Source organism: Burkholderia sp. AW49-1, from assembly GCF_053427845.1.
In genome coordinates, this window is record NZ_JBSAXF010000004.1 from 192,911 (window position 1) to 210,012 (window position 17,102).

Annotated in this window: 14 protein-coding genes; 8 read left to right on the forward strand and 6 right to left on the reverse strand. The window is 68.8% G+C overall.

The genetic code is table 11. The features are described 5' to 3' along the window. Positions 1–50: 50 nt before the first annotated feature. From ACV22W_RS09240 to ACV22W_RS09250, 3 genes are all read right to left on the reverse strand, one after another. Positions 51–824, reverse strand: a complete 774-nt coding sequence (locus ACV22W_RS09240; protein WP_448018879.1) for a slipin family protein — start codon at positions 822–824, stop codon at positions 51–53. Then, positions 821–2,383: an NfeD family protein gene (locus ACV22W_RS09245; protein ID WP_448018880.1), complete on the reverse strand. Its 1,563-nt coding sequence runs from the start codon at positions 2,381–2,383 to the stop codon at positions 821–823. The genes ACV22W_RS09240 and ACV22W_RS09245 overlap by 4 nt, the downstream gene beginning before the upstream one ends. A gap of 121 nt (positions 2,384–2,504) precedes the next feature. Next, positions 2,505–3,539 carry an AraC family transcriptional regulator gene (locus tag ACV22W_RS09250; protein ID WP_448018881.1) on the reverse strand — a complete coding sequence of 345 codons (1,035 nt, stop codon included), beginning with the start codon at positions 3,537–3,539 and terminating at the stop codon, positions 2,505–2,507. Between the two features lie 137 nt (positions 3,540–3,676). Between ACV22W_RS09250 and ACV22W_RS09255 the strand changes: the two genes are divergently transcribed. From ACV22W_RS09255 to ACV22W_RS09280, 6 genes are all read left to right on the forward strand, one after another. Then, a complete protein-coding gene (locus ACV22W_RS09255; RefSeq protein WP_175908839.1) occupies positions 3,677–4,810 on the forward strand; it encodes an acyl-CoA dehydrogenase family protein in 1,134 nt (377 codons plus the stop codon). Between the two features lie 197 nt (positions 4,811–5,007). Further along, entirely contained in the window at positions 5,008–6,714 is a 1,707-nt protein-coding gene (locus tag ACV22W_RS09260; protein ID WP_448018882.1) for an AMP-binding protein, read from the forward strand. 109 nt (positions 6,715–6,823) lie between these two features. After that, complete coding sequence (locus ACV22W_RS09265) at positions 6,824–8,353, forward strand: CoA-acylating methylmalonate-semialdehyde dehydrogenase (protein ID WP_448018883.1); 1,530 nt, start codon at positions 6,824–6,826, stop codon at positions 8,351–8,353. Between the two features lie 18 nt (positions 8,354–8,371). After that, complete coding sequence (mmsB, locus tag ACV22W_RS09270) at positions 8,372–9,274, forward strand: 3-hydroxyisobutyrate dehydrogenase (protein WP_059527008.1); 903 nt, start codon at positions 8,372–8,374, stop codon at positions 9,272–9,274. Further along, a complete protein-coding gene (locus ACV22W_RS09275) occupies positions 9,271–10,062 on the forward strand; it encodes an enoyl-CoA hydratase (RefSeq protein WP_448018884.1) in 792 nt (263 codons plus the stop codon). The genes mmsB and ACV22W_RS09275 overlap by 4 nt, the downstream gene beginning before the upstream one ends. Beyond that, entirely contained in the window at positions 10,059–11,198 is a 1,140-nt protein-coding gene (locus tag ACV22W_RS09280) for an enoyl-CoA hydratase/isomerase family protein (protein ID WP_448018885.1), read from the forward strand. Before ACV22W_RS09275 ends, ACV22W_RS09280 begins: the two co-directional genes overlap by 4 nt. A 76-nt stretch (positions 11,199–11,274) precedes the next feature. Here the strand turns inward: ACV22W_RS09280 and ACV22W_RS09285 are convergent, their stop codons facing one another. After that, positions 11,275–12,180, reverse strand: a complete 906-nt coding sequence (locus tag ACV22W_RS09285; RefSeq protein WP_322039389.1) for a LysR family transcriptional regulator — start codon at positions 12,178–12,180, stop codon at positions 11,275–11,277. A gap of 177 nt (positions 12,181–12,357) precedes the next feature. Between ACV22W_RS09285 and ACV22W_RS09290 the strand changes: the two genes are divergently transcribed. After that, the gene (locus tag ACV22W_RS09290; protein WP_448018886.1) at positions 12,358–13,896 is read left to right on the forward strand and encodes an MFS transporter; all 1,539 of its coding nucleotides are present in this window, start codon (positions 12,358–12,360) and stop codon (positions 13,894–13,896) included. Between the two features lie 35 nt (positions 13,897–13,931). On the opposite strand, the gene ACV22W_RS09295 is transcribed toward ACV22W_RS09290, so the two are convergent. Continuing rightward, positions 13,932–14,513, reverse strand: a complete 582-nt coding sequence (locus tag ACV22W_RS09295; protein ID WP_448018887.1) for an HD domain-containing protein — start codon at positions 14,511–14,513, stop codon at positions 13,932–13,934. A gap of 85 nt (positions 14,514–14,598) precedes the next feature. After that, a complete protein-coding gene (locus ACV22W_RS09300) occupies positions 14,599–15,156 on the reverse strand; it encodes a helix-turn-helix domain-containing protein (RefSeq protein ID WP_448018888.1) in 558 nt (185 codons plus the stop codon). A gap of 326 nt (positions 15,157–15,482) precedes the next feature. Here ACV22W_RS09300 and ACV22W_RS09305 point away from each other — a divergent pair, with 326 nt between their 5' ends. Further along, positions 15,483–16,886 carry a DUF308 domain-containing protein gene (locus tag ACV22W_RS09305; protein WP_448018889.1) on the forward strand — a complete coding sequence of 468 codons (1,404 nt, stop codon included), beginning with the start codon at positions 15,483–15,485 and terminating at the stop codon, positions 16,884–16,886. Positions 16,887–17,102 lie beyond the last annotated feature (216 nt).

The window sequence follows — 17,102 nt, forward strand, 5'->3', positions numbered from 1 at the left end:
GCGCCCGTCGGCATCGGTCGCGGCATCGCGCGGGCCTGTGCCCGCACATCTCACCGCTCGTGCGGCGGGCCCAACCGATCCAGCAACGCGCTCAGCAGATCCACCGGCAGCGGAAACACGATCGTCGAATTCTTGTCCGCCGCGATCGTCGTCAGCGTCTGCAGGTAGCGCAGCTGCATCGCCTGCGGCTGCTGTGCAAGCCGCTGCGCCGCCTGCAGCAGCTTTTCCGACGCCTGCAATTCGCCTTCCGCGTGAATCACCTTCGCGCGCCGTTCGCGTTCGGCCTCGGCCTGCCGTGCGATCGCCCGGATCATCGTTTCGTTCAGGTCCACGTGCTTGATCTCGACCGTCGACACCTTGATTCCCCACGCATCGGTCTGCGCATCGAGCGTCTTCTGGATGTCGGCATTCAACTGCTCGCGCTCGGCGAGCAACGCGTCGAGTTCGTGCTTGCCGAGCACCGCGCGCAGCGTCGTCTGCGCGAGCTGGCTCGTCGCCTCGAAGAAGCGCGCGACCTGGATCACGGCCTTCTCCGGATCGACGACGCGGAAATACACGACGGCATTGACCTTCACCGACACGTTGTCGCGCGTGATCACGTCCTGCGCGGGCACGTCGAACACGACGGTGCGCAGGTCGATCCGCACGACCTGCTGGACGATCGGGATGATCAGCACGAGCCCCGGCCCCTTCACCTTCCAGAACCGGCCGAGCATGAACACGACGCCGCGTTCGTACTCGCGGAAGATGCGGATCGACGATGCGACGAGCACCACGACGAAGACGATCAGGACGCCGCTGAAGCCAAACGTGTAGCCCATCATGACGGTGCTCCCTGGTGTTGTTGTTCGTGTGCCGGCACGTCATAGAGCGGCGCGACGGTGAGCGTCAGCCCGTGGCGGCCGGTGACGCGCACGCGGCTGCCGGCGGCCAGCGGCGTGCTGCTCGCGACACGCCAGCGCTCGCCGTGCACGCGCGCCCAGCCCGCCGCCGACGGTGCGGTGCCGGCCGCGTCCTGCGGCTGGTCGGCGCGCAGGCCGTCGTCGAGCACTTCGCCGATGCTGCCGACCATCGCCTCGGCGCCCGTCACGACCGGCCGCCGCCGCGCGCGCAGCGCGACGCTCGACACGCCGGCGACGAGCAGCCCGCCGCCGACCGCGAGGCCCGCGATCACCTGCCACGGAATGCCGTAACCGGGCACGTCGGTATCGATCAGCATCAATGCGCCGATCGTGAACGACACGATTCCGCCGAAACCGAGCACGCCGAAGGTCGGCAGGAACGCCTCGGCGACGAGGCAGCCGAGACCGAGCAGCACGAGTCCGAGGCCCGCATAGCTGATCGGCAGCAATTGCATCGCGAACAGCCCGATCAGCAGGCAGATGGTGCCGGCGACGCCCGGCAGCACGAAGCCGGGATTCGCGAATTCGAAGAACAGACCGTAGATGCCGATCGTCAGCAGGATCAGCGCGACGTTCGGATCGGCGATGATCGACAGGAAGCGGCTTCGCCAGTCGGGCGCGAGCACGACGAGCGGCGCATGCGCGGTCGCGACGTGCACCGTGCCGGCAGTCGTCGTCACGGTGCGACCGTCGAGCTGGCGCGCGAGGTCGGCCGGGTCCTGCGCGATCAGGTCGACGACATGCTGCGCGCGCGCCTCGGTCGCCGACAGGCTCAAGGCCTCGCGCACCGCGCGCTCGGCCCATCCGGCATTGCGCCCGCGCAACTGCGCGAGGCCGCGGATGTACGCGGCGGCGTCCTGGGTCGCCTTGCGGATCTCGGTCGACTGCGTATCGTTCGGCAACTCGGCCGGAGTCGCGGATGCGCCGGCCGCACCCGATGCCCCGGACGGCGACGGCCGGGGCGCACCCGGCGCACCCGGCGTCCCTGGCGTCCCCGGCGCGCCACCGCCGATGCCGAACTGCACCGGCGACGCCGCGCCGAGATTGGTGCCGGGCGCCATCGCTGCGATGTGGCTCGCGTAGACGATATAGGTGCCCGCGCTCGCGGCCCGTGCGCCGCCCGGCGCGACGAACGCGGCGACCGGCACCGGCGAGCCGAGGATCGCCTTGATGATCTGCCGCATCGACGTGTCGAGGCCGCCCGGCGTATCGAGTTGCAGGATCGCGAGCGGCGCGTGCTCGCGCGCCGCTCGGTCGAGCGAGCGGACGATGAAGTCGGCGCTGGCCGGCCCGATCGCGCCGTTGACCGGAATCACGAACACCGGCGGTGCGGCGGCGGGAGGCGGGGCGGCGACGGCCGCGCACACGACGAGCAGCGCCGCGAACAGCGCGGCGCGCGCGACCCGCGCGGACAGCGGGTGACGGGGGCGGCCGCCGGGTGATGCAGGTGCCGGCGGCGGCTCATGACGGTGAATGCGCATCGGGGCGTCCGGGCGGCGCGCGGCCGCACGCCGTCCGGCTCGCGGAAAGGGCGTTGGCCCGATGCTTGAAGATTAGGCGGTTTCGGCGGAAAGCGCGAAGGCGAGGCGGCAGGCCGCGGATTCAGCCGGCGCCGCGGCCGCGCGCGAGCGCTTCTTCCCGATATTCGGCCGGGCTGCGTCCGCTCCATTTGCGAAACGCGCGGTAGAACGCGCTCGGTTCCGCGAAACCTGTGGCCGCCGCGACGTCGGCGATGGTCCGCGACGGATCGGCCAGCGCCTCGAACGCGAGGTCGCGCCGCAGCGTGTCCTTGATCGCCTGGTACGCATGGCCTTCCTGGTGCAGCTTGCGACGCAGCGTCGCCTCGGCCACGTGCAGCCGCGCGGCCATCCCGTCGGCGCCGGGCCACGCCGCAGGCGGCATGCCGCGCAGCACGGTGCGTACGCGCTGCGCGAGCGCGTTCGGGTTGCGGTACTTGACGATGAAGCTGGCCGGCGCGTTGCGCAGAAACGTTTTCAGCGTCCTGGCGTTTTGCACGACCGGCAGCGTCGCGAATTCGGGATCGAAATCGACATACGAATCGGGCTGGTTGAACCGCATGTCGTCGCACAGCATCGACGGGTATTCGTGGTCGGCCGGCGGCGTGTCGCAGCGGAAGCTCGCGTGCAGCAGCGGGATGCGCCGCCCGATCAGCCAGCAGGTCAGCCCGTACACGATGATGAAATAGGTCGCGTACGTGAACATCGCGGGCGCCGCGGTGCTGTTGCGGTGCACGAAACGCAGCCGCACGCGCTGCGGGTTGGCGTCGAGCTCCGCGTGCAGGTCGTCGAGCACGCAGTGCATGAAATTCACCGCGCGCGCCATCGCGTGCAGCCCGTCCTGCGCGGACAGCGCCGCCTGGCTCATCGCGATGAAGCTGCCGCTGCGCATCGGATGGCGATCCTGCCCGAAAAACTCGTCGTCGAGCGCGCGCGCAATGGCGTTCCACAGCGCGCCGTATTGCTGCGCGGACACCCGTGCACGCGGCTGCGCGAGCAGCGCCGGCGCGATGCCGGCCTGCGCGAGCAGCGGCTCGGCCGCGACGCCGCGCCGGGTCGCGAGCGCGACGCTGTAGGCGACGAGGCTGATCGCGACGGTTCCCTTGTCTTCCTGCTTCATCGAAGCCGCCGGTATGGCAAAAACGCTCAGTGTAAATGAGCGGCGCGAGCATCGAACAGTCGCGCGCGCTTGCCTACACTTGTTGCATCGAAACGAAAGGTCGGTCGCGGCACGCGGCCGCAGGAGACAGCAGCGCCATGGACGAGCTTTATACCGAAGACCAGCGGATGATCCGCGACGCCGCGCGCGCTTTTGCCACCGAGGTGCTGGCACCGAACGCCGCGCAATGGGACCATGACGCGCACCTGCCCGACGCCGTCGTCGCGCAGCTCGGCGAACTCGGCCTGCTCGGGATGATCGTGCCGCAGGAGCTGGGCGGCGCGTATACGGATTACGTCGCCTATGCGCTGGCGATGGAGGAAATCGCCGCCGGCGATGCCGCATGCGCGACCATGATGAGCGTGCACAACTCAGTCGGCTGCGGGCCGATCCTCGGCTTCGGCACGCCCGCGCAGAAGGATCGCTGGCTGGCCGAGATGGCTGCGGGCCGCATCATCGGCGCGTTCTGCCTGACCGAGCCGCAGGCCGGCTCCGAGGCGAACAACCTGCGCACGCGGGCGGAGCTGCGCGACGGCAAGTGGGTGCTGAACGGCGCGAAGCAGTTCGTGACCAACGGCCAGCGTGCCGGGGTCGCGATCGTTTTTGCCATGACCGACCCGGAAGCCGGCAAGCGCGGCATTTCCGCGTTCCTGGTGCCGACCGACACGCCCGGCTTCATCGTCGGCAAGCCGGAAAAGAAGATGGGCATCCGCGCATCCGACACGTGCCCGATCACGTTCGAGAACTGCGCGATTCCGGAAGAAAACCTGCTCGGCAATCGCGGCGAAGGGCTGAAGATCGCGCTGTCGAACCTGGAAGGCGGGCGCATCGGCATCGCCGCGCAGGCGCTCGGCATCGCGCGCGCCGCGTTCGACAAGGCGCGCCGCTATGCGGGCGAGCGCGTGCAGTTCGGCAAGCCGATCGCCGAGCATCAGGCGATCCAGCAGAAGCTCGCCGACATGGCCACGCAGATCAACGCGGCGCGCCTGCTCGTGCATCACGCGGCGAAGCTGCGCACGGCCGGGCTGCCGTGCCTGTCCGAAGCATCGCAGGCGAAGCTGTTCGCGTCAGAGATGGCCGAGCGCGTGTGTTCGGATGCGATCCAGATTCACGGCGGTTACGGCTACCTCGCCGATTACGAAGTCGAGCGTCACTATCGCGACGCGCGCATCACGCAGATCTACGAGGGCACCAGCGAAGTGCAGCGGATGGTGATCGCGCGACAGCTTTGAGTCCTGAATCGCGACGCGCGCGCCATCGGCAATCACACAAACCAATAAGGCAGGCAAACAGGCAGGGCACGAGGGCAGCGCGGCAAACGCGGCACGCAACGACGTGACCGTGCGCCGCGCGACACGGAACCGTGCATGCGCCGCGGCGCGTGCCCGGTCGACCGCTGGGCATGGAGACTCGAGACGGAGACGACACGATGACGGTACAGGCATTCCTGGACGCACGCGACTTTCTGCTGCGCCATCGCACCGACTACGAAACCGCGTACCGCGATTTCGAATGGCCGGTGCTCGATGCGTTCAACTGGGCGCTCGACTACTTCGACCCGATGGCGCGCGGCAACGACAAGCCCGCGCTGTGGATCGTCGACGCGGCAACCGGCACGGGCGACCCGTATTCGTTCGCGCAGATGTCCGAGCGCTCGTCGCGGATCGCGAACTGGCTGCGCGGCATCGGCGTCGTGCGCGGCGACCGGATCCTGCTGATGCTGCCGAACCGTGTCGAGCTGTGGGACGCGATGCTCGCCGCGATGAAGCTCGGCGCGATCGTGCTGCCCGCGACCACGCAACTGTCGGCCGACGACGTGCGCGATCGCGTGCAGATCGGCGGCGCGAAATACGCGATCGTCGACGAGAGCGAAACCGCGAAATTCGAACAGGCGGATCTCGGCCTCACGCAGAAAATCGTCGCCGGCGCGCCGTGCGCGGGCTGGCTCGCGATGAACGACGGCTACGCGGCGAGCGCCGCATTCGAGCCGGACGCCGTCACGCACGCGAACGATCCGATGCTGCTGTACTTCACGTCGGGCACGACGTCGAAGCCGAAGCTCGTCGAGCATACGCACCGCACCTATCCCGTCGGGCACCTGTCGACGATGTACTGGGTCGGCCTGCAGCCGGGCGACATTCACTGGAACATCAGTTCGCCGGGCTGGGCGAAGCATGCGTGGAGCTGCTTCTTCGCGCCGTGGAACGCGCAGGCGTGCGTGTTCGCGTTCAACTACGCGCGCTTCGAGCCGAAGGTCGTGCTCGACGCGCTCGTCAAATACCAGGTGACCACGCTATGCGCGCCGCCGACCGTGTGGCGCATGCTCGTGCAGCAGCCGCTCGCGTCGTTCGACGTGAAGCTGCGCGAGATCGTCGGCGCGGGCGAGCCGCTGAATCCCGAGATCATCGAACGCGTGAAGAAGGCGTGGGGCATCACGATTCGCGACGGCTACGGCCAGACCGAGACGACCTGCCTGATCGGCAACACGCCGGGCCAGCCGGTCGTCGCCGGTTCGATGGGCCGCCCGCTGCCCGGCTACCGGATCGCGCTGCTCGACCCGGACGGCGCGCCCGTCAGCGAAGGCGAGGTCGCGCTGCCGATCGGTGCGGGCGTGATGCGTCCGGTCGGGCTGATGACGGGCTATGCGAACAATCCCGACGCGACGGCCCACGCGATGCGCGACGGCCATTACCGCACGTCGGACATCGCGATGCGCGGCGACGACGGCTACTACGTCTACATCGGCCGCGCGGACGACGTGTTCAAGTCGTCCGACTACCGGCTGAGTCCGTTCGAGCTGGAAAGCGTGCTGATCGAGCATCCGGCGATCGCGGAAGCGGCCGTCGTGCCGAGCCCGGACCCGGTGCGGCTGTCGGTGCCGAAGACCTTCATCACGCTGCGCCAGGGCTACGAGGAAAGCCCCGCGCTCGCGCTGGAGATTTTCCGCTTCTCGCGCGAGAAGCTCGCGCCGTACAAGCGCATCCGCCGCCTGCAGTTCGCGGAGCTGCCGAAGACCATCTCCGGGAAGATCCGCCGCGTCGAGCTGCGCCGCCGCGAGATCGCGCGCGGCGACGATGCGACGACGCGGATGCCCGGCGAATACTGGGAAGAAGATTTCGCCGCGGAACTGAAATGACCTGTCGCGGGCCATGCGCGCCGCATGTCGCGGCCGTCGCCCGCAACACCGATTGAACCGGCCGCGCGTGGCATGACGCTACACGGCCCACTGCAAGGAGAGTGCATCGATGAACGCGAATCCGACGCCCCGCACGGGGCAAGACGTGCCGACGGTCAAGCTGCTGATCGACGGCGCCTTCGTCGAGTCCACCACGAGCGAGTGGCGCGACATCGTCAATCCGGCGACGCAGCAGGTCCTCGCACGCGTGCCGTTCGCGACCGTCGAGGAAGTCGACGCGGCCGTGCAGGCCGCGCACGCCGCGTATGCGACGTGGAAGAACACGCCGATTTCCGCGCGCATGCGCATCATGCTGAAGTTCCAGGATCTCGTGCGCGCGAACCTCCAGCGCATCGCGAAGACGCTGACGGCCGAGCAGGGCAAGACGCTGCCCGACGCCGAAGGCGACATCTTCCGCGGTCTCGAAGTGGTCGAGCACGCATGCTCGATCGGCACGCTGCAGCTCGGCGAATTCGCGGAGAACGTCGCGGGCGGTGTCGACACCTACACGCTGCGCCAGCCGCTCGGCGTGTGCGCGGGCATCACGCCGTTCAACTTCCCCGCAATGATTCCGATGTGGATGTTCCCGATGGCGATCGTGTGCGGCAACACGTTCGTGCTGAAGCCGTCGGAGCAGGATCCGATGTCGACGATGGAGCTCGTCGAACTCGCGATCGAGGCCGGTGTGCCGAAGGGCGTGCTGAACGTCGTGCACGGCGGCAAGGAAGTGGTCGACGCGATCTGTACGCATCCGCTCGTGAAGGCGATCTCGTTCGTCGGCTCGACGGCCGTCGGCACGCACGTGTACAACCTCGGCAGCCAGCACGGCAAGCGCGTGCAGTCGATGATGGGCGCGAAGAACCACGCGATCCTGCTGCCCGACGCGAACCGCGAGCAGGCGATCAACGCACTGGTCGGCGCCGGCTTCGGCGCGGCCGGCCAGCGCTGCATGGCGACCTCCGTCGCGGTGCTCGTCGGCAGCGCGCGCGACTGGCTGCCGGACATCGTCGCGAAGGCGAAGCTGCTGAAGGTCAACGCGGGCTCGGAAGCGGGCACCGACGTTGGTCCGGTGGTGTCGCGCGGCGCGAAGGCGCGCATCCTGTCGCTGATCGACACGGGCATCAAGGAAGGCGCGAAGCTCGAACTCGACGGCCGCGACGTGAAGGTCGCCGGCTTCGAGGAAGGCAACTTCATCGGGCCGACGATCTTCTCTGGCGTGAAGACCGACATGACGATCTATACGCATGAAATCTTCGGGCCGGTGCTGGTCGTGATGGAAGTCGACACGCTCGACGAAGCGATCGCGCTCGTCAACGCGAATCCGATGGGCAATGGCGTGGGCATCTTCACGCAGAGCGGCGCGGCCGCGCGCAAGTTCCAGAGCGAGATCGACGTTGGCCAGGTCGGCATCAACATCCCGATTCCGGTGCCCGTGCCGTTCTTCAGCTTCACCGGCTCGCGCGGCTCGAAGCTCGGCGATCTCGGCCCGTACGGCAAGCAGGTCGTGCAGTTCTATACGCAGACGAAGACGGTCACCGCGCGCTGGTTCGACGACGACACGACGGCCGGCCCGGTCAACACCACGATCCGGCTGCATTGAGCCGGGGAGGACACGAACATGAAGATCGGATTTATCGGACTGGGCCACATGGGTGCGCCGATGGCGCTGAACCTCCTGAAGGCCGGCCATGAAGTGCACGCGTTCGACCTGAGCGCCGACGCATTGCGCGCGCTGCAGGACGCCGGCGCGCAGGTGGCCGCGTCGCCGCGCGATGCGGCATCGGGCGCGGCGTTCGTGATCACGATGCTGCCAGCCGCGCCGCACGTGCGCTCGGTGCTCGCCGGCGAGAACGGCGTGCTGGCCGGCCTCGGCGCCGGCGCGACCGTGATCGATTCGAGCACGATCGACCCGGCGAGCGCGCAGGCGTTCGGCGCGCTCGTGCGCGAGCACGGCGGCGCGTTCGTCGATGCGCCCGTGTCGGGCGGCACCGGCGGCGCGGCGGCCGGCACCCTGACCTTCATGGTCGGCGGAAGCGACGCCGATTTCGAGCGCGTGAAGCCCGTGCTCGCCGGCATGGGCAAGAACATCGTCCATTGCGGCGCGACGGGCATGGGGCAGGTCGCGAAGGTCTGCAACAACCTCGTGCTCGGCATCTCGATGGCGGCGGTGTCGGAGGCGATGTCGCTCGGCGTCGCGCTCGGCATCGACCCGAAGGTGCTGGCCGGCATCGTCAACACGTCGACGGGCCGCTGCTGGAGCTCGGACACCTACAACCCGTATCCCGGCGTGATCGACACCGCGCCGTCGTCGCGCGGCTACAGCGGCGGCTTCGGCACCGACCTGATGCTGAAGGATCTCGGCCTCGCGAACGACGCCGCGAAGCAGGCGCGCCAGCCCGTCTATCTCGGCGCGCTCGCGCAGCAGCTTTACCAGACGATGAGCAGCCGCGGCGACGGGCAACTCGATTTCTCGGCGGTGATCCGCCTGTACCAACCGGCCACGAAGAAGGACGCCTCATGATCGAACTGGACTACGTCGACGACGGCGCGATCGCGTGCGCGACGCTCAAGCGTCCGCCCGCGAACGCCTTTACCGCCGACGGGCTGCGGCAACTGCAGGACACCGTCGCCGAATTGAACGCGAACCCGCGCGTGCGCGCGCTGGTGATCACCGGCGACGGCCCGAAGTTCTTCAGCGCGGGCGCCGACCTGAACACGTTCGCCGACGGCGACCGCGCGGTCGCGCGCGCGATGGCGGCGCGCTTCGGTGCGGCGTTCGAGGCGCTGCATGACGCGCGCGTCGTGACGATCGCGGCGATCAACGGCTACGCGATGGGCGGCGGCCTCGAATGCGCGCTCGCGTGCGACCTGCGGATTGCGGAGACGCACGCGCAGATGGCGCTGCCCGAACCGTCGGTCGGCCTGCTGCCGTGCGGGCTCGGCACGCAGACGCTGCCCTGGCTCGTCGGCGAAGGCTGGGCGAAGAAGATCATCCTGGCCGGCACGCGCGTCGACGCGGCGACGGCGCTCAGGATCGGCCTCGTCGAGGACGTGGTCGAAATCGGTGCGGCGCGCGATGCGGCGCTGGCGCTCGCGCGCAACGTGGCGCGGCAGAGCCCGCACGCGGTTGCGTACAGCAAGGAACTGATCGGCCTCGCGCGCCGCGGCGTGCCGCGCAGCGCGGCGCTCGCGATCGAGCGCGAACGCTTCGTCGACCTGTTCGACACGAACGATCCGCGCGAAGGCGTGGCCGCGTTTCTCGGCAAGCGCGCGCCGCAATGGCATACCGATGGAGAGCCGCAACGATGAGCACGCCGGTCACGACTCATGGCAGTTTCGCGCAACCCGCACCGGAGGTGCTGTTCCGCGTGGTGAACCGCGTGGCGCTCATCACGCTGAACCGGCCGGCCGCGCTCAATGCGTTGTCCTATCCGATGATCGGCGAGCTGGCCGCGCACCTCGAACGATGCCGCACCGACGACCAGATCGTCGCGGTCGTGCTGCGCGGCGCGGGCGAGAAGGGCTTCTGCGCGGGCGGCGACGTGCGCGCGCTGCACCGGATGGTCGCGCAGCGCGAGACCTGGCTGCCGTTCTTCGTCGACGAATACCGGCTCGACTACGCGATCCATACGTTCCCGAAGCCGATCGTCGCGCTGATGGACGGCGTGACGATGGGCGGCGGAATGGGCCTTGCGCAAGGCGCGGCGCTGCGCGTCGCGACCGAGCGCAGCAAGATCGCGATGCCGGAGACGCGCATCGGCCTCGTGCCCGACGTCGGCGCGACGCATTTCCTGTCGCGCATGCCGGTCGAACTCGAACTGTACGTGGGGCTGACGGGCGCGATGCTGTCGGGCGCCGATGCGCTGACCGCGAAGCTCGCGGACCTGTGCGTGCCGTCGTCGTGGCTCGATACGTTCGAGACGCGCATCGAGAGCGTCAAGTGGGATGGCGACGTGCTGCCGGCGCTGCGCAAGGTGTTCGAGCCGCCGTGCAACGTCGTGCCGCATTCGGCGCTCGACAGCCAGATGGCGTGGATCGTTCGTCACTTCGACAAGCGCTCGACCGTCGAGCGGATCGTCGCGACGCTGAAGCAGGATCTCGAGCGCGACGAGCTGGCGCGCGAGCACCGTCAATGGCTGCAGGCGACGCTCGACGCACTCACCGGCCATTCGCCGACGATGTTGTGCGTGACACGCGAAGCGCTGCTGCGCGGCCGTCAGATGACGCTCGCCGAGTCGTTCCGGATGGAGCTCGGCATCGTGGCGCGCGCGATCGAGGAGGGCGACTTTTGCGAAGGCGTGCGTGCGCATCTCGTCGACAAGGATCGCAAGCCGCGCTGGGCGCCGGCGTCGCTCGTCGAGCTGCGCGCCGAGCGCGTGCGGCATTTTCTGACTTCGCCGTGGAAACTGTTCGCGCATCCGCTCGCCGATCTCGGCGCGGCGTGAGGTGACGCGATGTGCCGACGCGCCCGTGCGGCGCGTCGGCTTCAACTTGTTTTCTCCCCGCGCTTCCCTTCCGCGCTCAGCGCTCGATCATCGGCGGCACCGCCTGCACGAGCGCGTCGATCACGCAGCGCGTCTTGCGCGGCAGGTAGCGCGTTTTCGGCCAGATCGCGTGGATGTCGCCTTCGCACACGAAGCAGCGATCGAGCACGACGACCATCTCGCCGCGCTTCACGTAATGATCGAGCAGCCAGCTCGGCAGCCACGCGATTCCGAACCCCGAGGCGCCTGCCGCCGCGATCGCCTGCACGTCGTCGAAACTGAGCTGGTGCGGCATGTCGATGCGCACCGTCGAGCCGTCCGGCGCGCGCAGGTCCCACGGCTGCACGACGCCCGAACGTGAATACGCGATCGTCCGGTGGTGCCTGAGGTCGTCGAGCGATTGCGGTATCCCGTAGCGCGCGAGATACGACGGCGCCGCGCCGAGACTGCCGTATTGCGTGCCGAGCCGCCGCACCGCGAGGCTCGTGCTGTCCGCGAGCGTGCCGATCCGCACCGCGAGGTCGATCCCTTCCTCGACCAGATCGACGAAACGGTCCGTGATCGACACGTCGATCCGCAGATGCGGATAGGTGCGCGCGAGGTCGAGCACGATCGGCGTCACGCAGTGATGCCCGAATGCGAGCGGCACGCTCAGCCGCAGCTTGCCGCGCGCTTCGTTGCGGCCGCAATCGAGATCGGCTTCGGCCGCTTCCAGCTCCGCCAGCGCGCGCACGCAGCGGTCGTAGTACGCCTGGCCGTCGTCGGTCAGGCTCTGGCTGCGGGTCGTGCGCTGCAGCAGCCGCGCGCCGAGCCGCTTCTCGAGCCGCGCGATCGCCTTGCCGACCGCCGAGCGCGTCATGTCGAGCCGTTCCGCGGCGAGCGCGAAGCTGCCGGATTCCACGACCTGGACGAAGGTCGTGACGCCGTCGAGTCTGTCGGTCATGGCGGGATCGGTTGATTGCGTCCTGTGATTCCCCAGTCTGGAGAAATGGTCGCGTCAATGGGGATGGAAATTCTCACTATAGTACCGATTCCCGTTCAGCGTGCGTTGCCGGCCGCACGCGGCGCATCCTTCTTATCTGGAGGCGCGCGGCCCGTCGCGGGCCGTCGCGCAATACGCATGACGCTATCCGACTCCCGCAGGAATGCGGTCGCGCTCGCGGCCGTCTGTCTCACGTCGCTGATGTTCGGCCTCGAAATCTCGAGCGTGCCGGTGATCCTGCCGACGCTCGAACACGTGCTGCGCGGCGACTTCAACGGCATGCAATGGATCATGAACGCGTACACGATCGCGTGCACGACGGTGCTGATGGCGGCCGGCACGCTCGCCGACCGGTTCGGCCGCAAGCGCGTGTACGTGATCGGCACGGTGCTGTTCGGCGCGACGTCGTTGCTGTGCGGGCTCGCGCCGAACGTGCCGGTGCTCGTCGCGGGCCGGTTGCTGCAGGGCGCGAGCGGCGGCGCGATGCTGATCTGCCAGATCGCGGTGCTGTCGCACCAGTTCCGCGAAGGGCGCGAGCGCGGTCGCGCGTTCGGAATCTGGGGGATCGTGTTCGGGATCGGTCTCGGCTTCGGGCCGATCGTCGGCGGCGCGATCGTCGCGCTGGCGAGCTGGCCGTGGGTGTTCCTCGTGCATGCGCCGCTCGCGGCCATCGCGCTCGTGCTGATCGGCGGCGCGGTTCAGGAGTCGCGCGATCCGCATGCGGGCACGCTCGACGTCGCGGGCATCGTCACGCTGTCGCTCGCCGTGCTCGGTCTCGCGTTCTATATCACGCAGAGCGCGGAGCTGGGGCTCACGAGTGCGGCCGGGCTCGGCGTGCTCGGCGCGACCGTGCTCGCGCTGGCCGGCTTCTCCATCGCGGAGCGCACGAGCGCGCGGCCGATGTTCGACTTCTCCGTGTTCCGGATTCGCGCGTTCACCGGCGCGATCTTCGGCTCGATGGGGATGAACTTCAGCTTCTGGCCGTTCATGATCTACCTGCCGATCTGGTTCCAGGTCGCGCTCGGCTACGACAGCGTGACGGCCGGCCTCGCGCTGCTCGCGTACACGCTGCCGACGCTCGTCGCGCCGCCTGTTGGCGAGCGGCTCGCGCTGCGCTACGGGCCCGGTGTCGTGATTCCGGGCGGCCTGTTCACGATCGCGGCCGGGTTCGCGCTGATGCGGATCGGCAGCGGCATCGAGCATGCCAGCTGGCTCACGATGCTGCCGGGCTGCCTGATCGCCGGCATCGGGCTCGGGCTCACCAACACGCCCGTCACGAACACGACGACGGGCGCGGTGCCAAGTTCGCGCGCCGGGATGGCGTCGGGCATCGACATGAGCGCGCGGATGATCTCGCTCGCGCTGAACATCGCGGCGATGGGCTTCGTGCTGGTCGCGGGGATCGTCGCGAGCCTGAAAGCGGGCGTCGCGGGGGCGGTCGATGCGGGGACGCTGCGCATGCTGGCGCAGCAGATCGCGTCGGGCCGCACCGACGGGCTGCAGGCGATCGCGCCGGCGCTCGCAAAGGCCGACCCGACCGGGACGGCGCTGCACGCGGCGCTCGTGCACGGGTTCGGCTGGGTGATGGTGTACGGCGCGGCCGGCGTCGCCGTGCTCGCGACCGCGAGCGCGGTGGTGTTCGCGCCGGCAAGGCGCAGGGCGGCGGTGTGCGAATGATGCGCGCAGTGTCGCGCGCGGCCGGTTCCGCGTGCTTACGCGCCGTCGCCGCGGGCATCGATCCGGCGCTGCGTGTCCGCGTCGACGATTGCGCGGATCGCGCCGAACAGCGGCGCCGCGTCGGTGTAGCGCCGGCCGTAGCCGAGATTGAACGCGTAGTCGAAATCCGGCGGATTGCTACCCTGGTTGTGCTGGAGGATCGTTTCGAGCTTGTCGAGCGCCTTCGCGGCGCGCGCTTCCGGTGATGCCGCCGCCTCGTATTCGTCCCACAGCGCGACGATCTCGTCGCGCAGCGCGCGATCGAGACCGGCCGTCAGCGTCAGCAGGTCGTCGCGTTCGTGCGTGCTCTTGTCCGGATGCGCGGCCTGCTCGATCGCGGGGATGTCGCCGTGCAGCGCTTCGCCGAGATCGTGAACGACGCACAGCTTCAGCAGCTTCGTCGTGTCGACGTCGGGCATTGCGTCGGCGAACACGAGCGCCATCAGGCACAGCCGCCAGCTGTGTTCGGCCGTGCTTTCGGCGCGCCCGGTCGACGTATGGCCGCTGCGCAGCACGTCTTTCAGGCGTTCGGCTTCGCGCAGGAAATCGAGTCGCGCGTGGATCGTGTCGAGGTTCATGGCAAGGAAGTGCTTGAATCGAGCCGTCAAGGGTACGTCGCGCGGACGCGATACGTCCACGCATGAAATATGCGCGCCGCGCTTGCTACAGCGTTTCGACGAGCCGCGCGGCGGAGCCGTCCGACAGCGTCATCCGCGTCCATCGGCAGGTGCTGCCGCGGATCGGCACGATGCGCGACGCATTGGCGCCCGTCGCGAACTCGACGCTCGGCGGCCCCGCGCGATCGTGCCAGCCGAGCGGGTCGAGCGCGGCTTCCATGCGGACGATTTCCGGCGTCGCGTAGCGCCACAGCGACGTACCGAGCAGCATCGGCAGCGGCCGCGTAAACTCGGCCGCGCGCGACGGCGAGCAGGCGAGCAGACGATGCGTGAGGTCGCACACGAGATGCATGCGGGCCGTGCTGTTCGCGATCAGCCGGGCGAGCGCGTGGTCGCCCGCCGAATCGAGACGCGCGGCAAGCAGCCGCTCGGCCATCGCGCGCTCGTCGGGCGACATCTGCCGGATGCCGGCTTCCCAACGCGAGATCGTCGATTGCGCGACGCCGAACAACTCGGCCGCATGGCTCTGCTTCACGCGATGCAGCGTGCGCCAGCGCTTGAGTTGCGGGCCGAGCGGCGGAGTGTGAAGTGGTGAGGCTGGCATGTTCGTGTTCCGTTCGGGATGCGGGCCACGCTGGCGCCGCGTTGCGAAATGGATGAATCGGCCGTTATTCCGGGGATGTCTGGATCACGACGAGCTTGACGTCGGGCGTCAGGACTCGCCGGATTCGTTTTCGCCAGGCTTTCAACCGGCCCGTCCATATCTTATTATTCGGCAAAAGCGGAGTGCTCCGGCCGCCATCGATCATGTAGAAGCGTGATGTGCCGGACAGCGTTACCGCCTTCCGACTTCCGCGTGGCACGATGCGCAGTCGGCACGACGGGAGACGCGTGGCCAGCGCGTATCCCGAAAAAACATACGAGGGCGCCATGGTACGACTGGTCTTGCTGCTGCTGGGCATCGAATATCTGCGAACGCGCTGGCGCGGGCTCACCGTGCTGGGCTGGCTGTGGGTCGTCGCGGGCGTCGGCATCTTCATCGACGCGCTCGATGGTGCGCTGCATTTTCCGATCGAACTGTTCGCGTGGCTGTTCCTGATCGAGGGGCTCGCGACGCTCGCGGTGGCCGGCAGCGGCGTGGGCGGGCAGCGCATCCTGCGCTACGTGAAGGGCGTCGCGGTCGTCGTGGCCGCCGGGCTCGTGTTCGCGGGCCATCATCACGGCCACTTCCTGCTGTCGATGATCTTCGGCACGCTGTTCCTCGTCGACGGGCTGCTGCAGTGCACGTCCGCATGGATGGTGCGTTACCGGCGCTGGAACGTCGCATTCGCGTGGGGTGTCGTCGAGATCCTGCTCGCGGTCTTCTTCTATCAGCCGTATCCGACCCACTATGTGGGCACCGTGCCGTACTGCCTCGGCCTGCTGCTGCTGTTCGGCGGGATGCACATGCTGAGCCTCGCCGCGCGCGTGCGGCGGCTGACGCGCAACCCCGCGTTCGTCACGTCGCCGGCGCCGTCGATCGTGCCGGACATCGACGCGGCGCCCGACATCCCGCGCTTCACGCAATCCGAATGGGACGGCCCGCCGGCCGACCACGAGCACGCGCTGACCGTGCACGTGTGGACGCCGACCGGCACGTCGAAGGCCGAAGCGCAGCGCTATCCGGTGATCGACCGCTACATCGCAGCGGTGGACGTCAACGGCGTGATCTCCACCGGCCACGCGGCGCTGGAGTCGCCCGAGGGCATCTACATCAGCCTCTATCCGGCCGTCGAGATCGATCGTTCTCCGGATGAATTCACGCGGATCCTGCGTGCGACGCGCGAGAACGACGTACCGGGCCTGTTCCAGCCCGACTATGCGACCGAGTCGAAGGCGTGGTGTCCGTCGACCGTGCGCGTGCGCATCCGCAACTACGATCCGGCGAAGCTGGCTGCGTTCTGGTCGTCGTATCGGCAGACCGTCACGTACAACCTCACGCACCGCAACTGCTCGAGCACGGTGTCGAACGCGCTCGAAGCGGCGCTCGACGGCGCGGCGTGGCGGCTCAGGGGCACGCGGGCCGGGTGGGGCGCATTCCTCCGGCTGCTGCTCACGCCCGAGCTGTGGGTCGCCGCGCAGATCCGCAAGCGTGCGGTGACGATGGCCTGGACGCCCGGCCTCACGCTCGACTATGCGCGCGCGCTCAGCATGCTCGCCGATCCGCGGCCGTTCGCGTGGTGGAAGGTCGCGCGCTCGGCCGTGAAGGCGATCATGGCGTCGCGCCGCGCGTGGCGCGAGCAGGACAGCGCGGCGCTGTCGCCGGGTGGATCGGAAGCCGCGTCAATGAAATAGTCGCGTGGCGCCGGGCGATCCGGCGGCGCGGCCTGCCTCATAACGTGCTTGGCGAACAATGATGAACTCCATGAGCGCGAGGCTTCGCCGTTTCCGATCTCGACGCGGCAGGGTTTGTTCGGCCGTCATCGTGTGGGTGCCCCGTTGCAGGATGAAAATGGCGACGCGGCAGGCCGGCGTCTCAGGCGGAGGAAGGCGAGCGTCGGTGCCGGTGCT